5 protein-coding genes and 1 pseudogene are annotated in these 5697 nt (G+C 69.3%); 3 read left to right on the forward strand and 3 right to left on the reverse strand.

The window, feature by feature from the left end; translation table 11 throughout:
• Positions 1-1074 (forward strand): tetratricopeptide repeat protein (locus AC2VNT_RS05740; RefSeq protein WP_486945937.1); only part of this gene is annotated, 1074 nt, incomplete at its 5' end.
• Positions 1075-1083: 9 nt separating this feature from the next.
• Here AC2VNT_RS05740 and fgd read toward each other — a convergent pair.
• Positions 1084-2094 carry a glucose-6-phosphate dehydrogenase (coenzyme-F420) gene (fgd, locus tag AC2VNT_RS05745; protein WP_486945938.1) on the reverse strand — a complete coding sequence of 337 codons (1011 nt, stop codon included), beginning with the start codon at positions 2092-2094 and terminating at the stop codon, positions 1084-1086.
• 54 nt (positions 2095-2148) lie between these two features.
• On the opposite strand from fgd, the gene AC2VNT_RS05750 reads away from it, so the two are divergent.
• Entirely contained in the window at positions 2149-2880 is a 732-nt protein-coding gene (locus tag AC2VNT_RS05750; RefSeq protein ID WP_486945941.1) for an MBL fold metallo-hydrolase, read from the forward strand.
• Between the two features lie 55 nt (positions 2881-2935).
• On the opposite strand, the gene AC2VNT_RS05755 is transcribed toward AC2VNT_RS05750, so the two are convergent.
• Complete coding sequence (locus tag AC2VNT_RS05755; protein ID WP_486945939.1) at positions 2936-4351, reverse strand: MFS transporter; 1416 nt, start codon at positions 4349-4351, stop codon at positions 2936-2938.
• 144 nt (positions 4352-4495) lie between these two features.
• Complete coding sequence (locus AC2VNT_RS05760) at positions 4496-5347, reverse strand: class I SAM-dependent methyltransferase (RefSeq protein WP_486945940.1); 852 nt, start codon at positions 5345-5347, stop codon at positions 4496-4498.
• 207 nt (positions 5348-5554) lie between these two features.
• Between AC2VNT_RS05760 and AC2VNT_RS05765 the strand changes: the two are divergent.
• Positions 5555-5697: pseudogene (locus tag AC2VNT_RS05765) on the forward strand (MarR family transcriptional regulator); the annotation flags it as partial.

Below are 5697 nucleotides of genomic sequence, written 5' to 3' on the forward strand. Positions count from 1 at the left end.
GGCGTGCTGCGCGAGGTGGTCGCGAAGGACACCGGCACACCACGACCCGGGCTGTCGAGCGTCTTCACCCGTTCCCGCTCCACCTTCGGGGTGGACCTGCTGGTGGCGCACACCGACGTCTACCTGGACGGCCAGGTGCACTCCCAGAAGCTGACCGCGCGCGAGATCATCACCGCGTTGCAGGTTCCGTTGGTGGACCCGACCGACGTGGCCGGACCGGTGCTGTCGGCAACCGAGTTGAGCGAACCGGTGCAGACGCTGGATTCGCTGCGCGCGGTGCGGCACGGGGCGCTTGACTCCGACGGCGTCGACCTGTCCGAGTCGGTCGAGTTGCCGCTGATGGAGGTGCGCGCCCTGCTGGACCTGGGCAACGTGACCAAGGCGTCCCGGAAGCTGGAAGACCTGGCCGACCGGGTCGGCTGGCGGTGGCGGTTGATCTGGTTCCGCGGGGAGACCGCGCTGCTCACCGGTGACTACGATTCGGCCAGAAAGGATTTCACCGAGGTGCTGGACATGTTTCCCGGTGAGCTGGCCCCCAAGATGGCGCTGGCCGCGACCGCGGAGCTGGCCGGCACCGCCGACGAGCGACCGTTCTACCAGTCGGTCTGGACCACCGACGACAGCGTGATTTCGGCGGCCTTCGGCCTTGCCCGCGCACTCTCGGTGGAAGGCGACCGCGACGCCGCGGTACGCACCCTTGACGAAGTACCCGCCACCTCACGGCATTTCACCACCGCTCGACTCACCAGCGCGGTCACCTTGTTGTCCGGCCGATCGATGAACGAGGTCAGCGAGGAACAGATCCGCGACGCCGCCCGCCGGGTCGAGGCGCTGCCGGACACCGAGCCGCGGGTGCTGCAGATCCGGGCGCTGGTGCTGGGCGCCGCGATGGACTGGCTCACCGACCACGAGGCCAGCACCAACCACATCCTCGGCTTCCCGTTCACCGAGCACGGGCTGCGGCTCGGTGTCGAAGCCGCACTGCGCAGCCTGGCCCGGCTGGCGCCCACCCAGGCGCACCGCTATGCCCTGGTGGACATGGCCAATGCGGTCCGGCCGGTCTCGACGTTCTGACCGCCCACCTCAGCCGAGCCGGCGCAGCCGCGGTTCCAGGTCGGTCTGGAACAGCCGCAGGAACCGCAGTTGGTCGTGCCCGGGCGCGTGGAACACCAGGTGGTTCAGACCCCACTCCACGTACTGGCCGACCTGCTCGACGGCCTGGTCGGGGTCGGATGCGACGATCCAGCGCTTGGCGATCTGCTCGATCGGCAGCGCGTCGGCGGCCCGCTCCATCTCGATCGGGTCGTCGATGTCGTGTTTCTGCTCGGCGGTCAGGCTCAGTGGCGCCCAGAACCGGGTGTTGTTCAGCGCCAGCTCCGGGTCCGGGTCGTAGGAGATCTTGATCTCGATCATCTTGTCGACGGTGTCGACGTCGCGGCCGGCCGCCGCGGCCCCCTCTCGGACGGCGGGCATCAGCTTCTCGGTGTAGAGCTCGGCGCCCTTGCCCGAGGGGCAGATGAAGCCGTCACCGGACCGGCCGGCGTATTTGGCCACCGCCGGGCCACCGGCCGCGACGTACACCGGCACCCCGCCGTCGGGGACGTCGTAGATCGACGCGCCCTTGAGCCGGTAGTACTCGCCGTCGAAGTCGACCCGGTCGCCGGCCCACAGTTCGCGCATCAGCCGCACCGACTCACGCAGCCGGGCGAACCGCTCCTTGAACGCCGGCCACTCACCGGTGAAGCCGGTGGCGATCTCGTTGAGCGCCTCCCCGGTGCCCACCCCGAGGAAGACTCGGCCTGGGTACAGACACCCCATGGTGGCGAACGCCTGGGCGATGACCGCCGGGTTGTACCGGAACGTCGGGGTCAGCACCGAGGTCCCCAGCCGGATCCGCTCGGTGCGTTCGCCGACCGCGGCCAGCCAGGCCAGCGAGAACGGCGCGTGCCCGCCCTGGTGTCGCCACGGCTGGAAGTGGTCGCTGACGGTGGCGCTGTCCATGCCGTGCGCCTCGGCGGCGACGGCCAGTTCGACGAGTTCGCGCGGCCCGAATTGCTCGGCGGATGCCTTGTACCCCAGTCTCAGTTCGGCCATTCTCCTTTTCTACCCTCCCGCCCAGTTTCTAGACTCACGGGCATGGCGGAGCGGCTGGTCGAGCTCGTCCCGGTCACCGATCGGGTGCATCTGGCAAGGGGCGAGGCGGTGAACTGGTTGCTGGTCACCGGCGACACCGGAATCACCCTGATCGACGCCGGGTATCCCGGTGACCGCACCGATGTGCTGGCATCGCTGGGGGCACTGGGCTATCACGCCGACGACGTGCGCGCCGTGTTGCTCACCCATGCCCACGTCGACCACCTCGGTGCGGCCGTCTGGTTGGCGAAAACCCACGGCACACCGGTGTATTGCCATCCCGACGAGGTCGGCCACGCCCGGCGCGACTACCTGGAGCAGGCGTCGCCGCTGGCGGTCGCCGGCCAGCTGTGGCGGCCCAGCTGGGCGATCTGGAGCGCACACGTGGTGCGCAACGGCGGACTGAACCGCGAGGGCGTGCCGAGCGCCCAACCGCTCACCGCGGCGGTCGCCGCCGGCCTACCCGGCGGGCCGGTCGCGGTGCCCACCCCCGGGCACACCCGCGGGCACTGCTCGTATCTGGTCGACGGGGTGCTGGCCAGCGGCGACGCCCTGGTCACCGGCCATCCGGTGCTACCCCGACGCGGGCCGCAGCTGCTGCCCGCGTTGTTCAGCCACGACCAGGCCGCCGCGCTGCGCAGCCTGAAGGCGCTGGCGGTGCTGGACGCCGAGATCCTGGCACCCGGGCACGGCGACCTGTGGCGCGGCCCGATCGCCGAGGCCGTCGAGGCGGCCGTCCGCAGGTAGGTTAGGGCGCTTTAGCCACCGGGCGAATCGACGCGCTGTTCGCGACCCCCACGGCCTACAGCCGAGCCACATCGGTTCGCTTGCCCGTACTGGTCGCCACCGGACCGGTGGGCCGCCGCACGTACCGACGCCAGGTCAGGATCGAGGCCACCAGATAGGACACCAGGAAGACCCAGTACGCCGAGGTCTCCGACCCGGTCGCGGCGTAGGACTGCCGCAGCGCCAGGTTGATCCCGACGCCGCCGAAGGCACCCACCGCCGACGCGAACCCGATCAGCGCGCCGGCGTGGGTGCGCGCCCAGTCCCGGCGACCGGCCTCACCCAGCGGCAGCGATCGGCTGCGTGCCTCGAATACCGCCGGGATCAGCTTGAACACCGACCCGTTGCCCGCCCCGGACAGGACGAACAGCGCGATGAAGCCGACCACGTAGCCGACCATGGTGAGCGCGTCCGGACCACCGTGGCTGGGGTCGGCCACGTGCAGGTGGTCGTCGTGAGTGCTCAACGCCACCAGCAGGCCGGCGGCGGCGATCATCCCGGTGAGCACCGCCAGGGTGACCCGACCGCCACCGACCCGGTCGGCCAGCTTGCCGCCGGCGATGCGGGTCAGCGAGCCGAGTAGCGGTCCGACGAACGCGACCTGCAAGGTGTGCAGCGACGCCTGCGCGGGGCTCTGGCCGGCGTGCTCGAAGTTGACGTGCAGCACCTGGCCGAAGGCGAAGACGAACCCGATGAACGACCCGAACGTGCAGGTGTACAGCACGGTGATCGCCCAGGTGTCGGAGACCGACAGGATGGATCGGACGTGGTTCACCTCGATGCGGTGGTCCAGGTTGTCCATCAGCAACGCGGCCGCGATCGCGACGATGGCCAGCAGCAGCAGGTAGAACGCGCAGACCCAATACGGTTGCCGATTACCGGCCACCGCCAGCACCACCAGGCCGACGACCTGTACCATCGCCACCCCGAGGTTGCCCAGGCCGGCGTTGACACCCAACGCCCAGCCCTTGAGCCGCTGCGGGTAGAACGCGTTCATATTGGCCAGCGAGGCCGCGTAATTTCCGCCGCCCAAACCGGTCAGCGCCGCGCAGGCCATGAACATCCACAACGGCAGACCGGGTTTTGCCAGCAGCACGATGGTGCCCACGGTCGGGATCAGCAACACCAGCGCGGAGAAAACCGTCCAGTTCCGGCCGCCGAACTTCGCGACGCCCAGCGTGTACGGGATTCGGACACAGCCGCCGACCAGCGTCGCGGTGGCACCCAGCAACAGCTTGTCGCCGGCGGTGAAGCCGTACACGGCCTGCGGCATGAACAACGCCAACACCGACCACAGCGACCAGATCGAGAACGCGACATGGTCACCGGCGACGGTACAGATCAGGTTGCGCCGGGCGATCGCCTTGTTCCCCGCCTCCCAGGCGGCGACGTCCTCGGGATTCCAGTCGACGATCCGATGCGTGCGAACCATCCGGCCTCCGAGTGCTCACGACCACCGCGCCTTGGCGGCGGGAACCACCGGGCGAGGCTATAGGGGCTCCCTGGGTGTCAGCGTTGGGAAAGCTGTGAAAACCTGTGAGCGCCGTCAGCCCTGGACCCGGCGCGCACCACGCTGTCACCCGGCAGCGGACGCCGCCGGGGAGACCGCGCGCTTCTCCGCGATGACCAGCAGGTACTCCCAGTGCATGACACCCTCGCTCAGGTGCCGACCGGCGAGCTCGACGAGCTGGCTGTCCAGGGTGGCCGCCAGCACTCGGTCGGCACCGATGGCACGATAGGCGTCGATCGTCGGGCCGTAGTGGTTCTTGAAATAGTCACGCACCGCCTCGGCGCGGTCGAACGTGTCCACCCGCAGCATGCACCGCCGGGTCGCGATGCGGCTGACCCGGGCGCCGAACAGCCCGCCGACGTAGTCGTCGCGGCCCCACAACGCCGCTGGCGGGACGCCGGGCGCCAAGGTGGGCCGGTAGGGCCTGATCAGCGCCAGCAGCTGCCCGAAGAACCCTTCGGGGGTCCAATTGGCCAGTGCGATCGTCCCGCCGGGTCGGCACACCCGAATCAGCTCGTCGGCCGCGACCCGGTGACCCGGAGCGAACATCACGCCGATCCCGGAGATCACGGCGTCGAACTCGTCGTCGTCGAACGGCAGCGCCTGCGCGTCGGCTTCCCGCCACTCCAACCGGACGACGTGTTCTGCGGCACGAAGTTGAGACCGGCGCAACAGTTCCGGAGTCAGATCGGTGGATACGACCGACGCGCCGGTCATCGCGGCCGGGATCGAGATGTTGCCGGATCCGGCTGCGACGTCGAGGACGCGATCGCCCTCGCCGATCCCGCTGGCGGCGACCAACGCCGGGCCGATCGGAGCCATCACCTGCTCGGCCATCAGCGCGTAGTCGCCCATCGCCCACATCGCTCGGTGGGCGGCTGCGGCGGTGTTGTCTTCGGTTGGGATATCGACGGTCATCCAGGCCTCCTGAGACGAAACGGCCGGCGGCGTCGGCCCGGCTGCCCCGCGGCCACCGGTTGTCTTCGCCACCGACAAGATTAATGCCTATGTATATAGTCCTACCTCGCAATAATCGTGGCTCGCAATACTAACCGCCTGCTAGAGTTCTGTGGATAGCCTGCGCACGGGGTTCAACAGGCGGCCGGGCGGAGACGGGGTCCGATCATGCCCGACGCAGTCGGCACCGACGACGAATCGACGGACTCGATCACCGACGCCTTGCTCACCGCGTCACGTCTGCTGGTGGCGATATCCGCCCGGTCGATCGCCCTGGTCGACGAGCTCATCACGATCCCGCAGTTTCGAAC

It is taken from the genome of Mycobacterium sp. TH-M15, from assembly GCF_057473705.1.

Bases quoted from the DNA above. Each gene is read 5' to 3' on its own strand.
- fgd (WP_486945938.1), bottom strand. From the start codon at position 2,094: ATGGCCGAACTGAGACTGGGGTACAAGGCATCCGCCGAGCAATTCGGG.
- AC2VNT_RS05755 (WP_486945939.1), bottom strand. From the start codon at position 4,351: ATGGTTCGCACGCATCGGATCGTCGACTGGAATCCCGAGGACGTCGCC.
- AC2VNT_RS05760 (WP_486945940.1), bottom strand. From the start codon at position 5,347: ATGACCGTCGATATCCCAACCGAAGACAACACCGCCGCAGCCGCCCAC.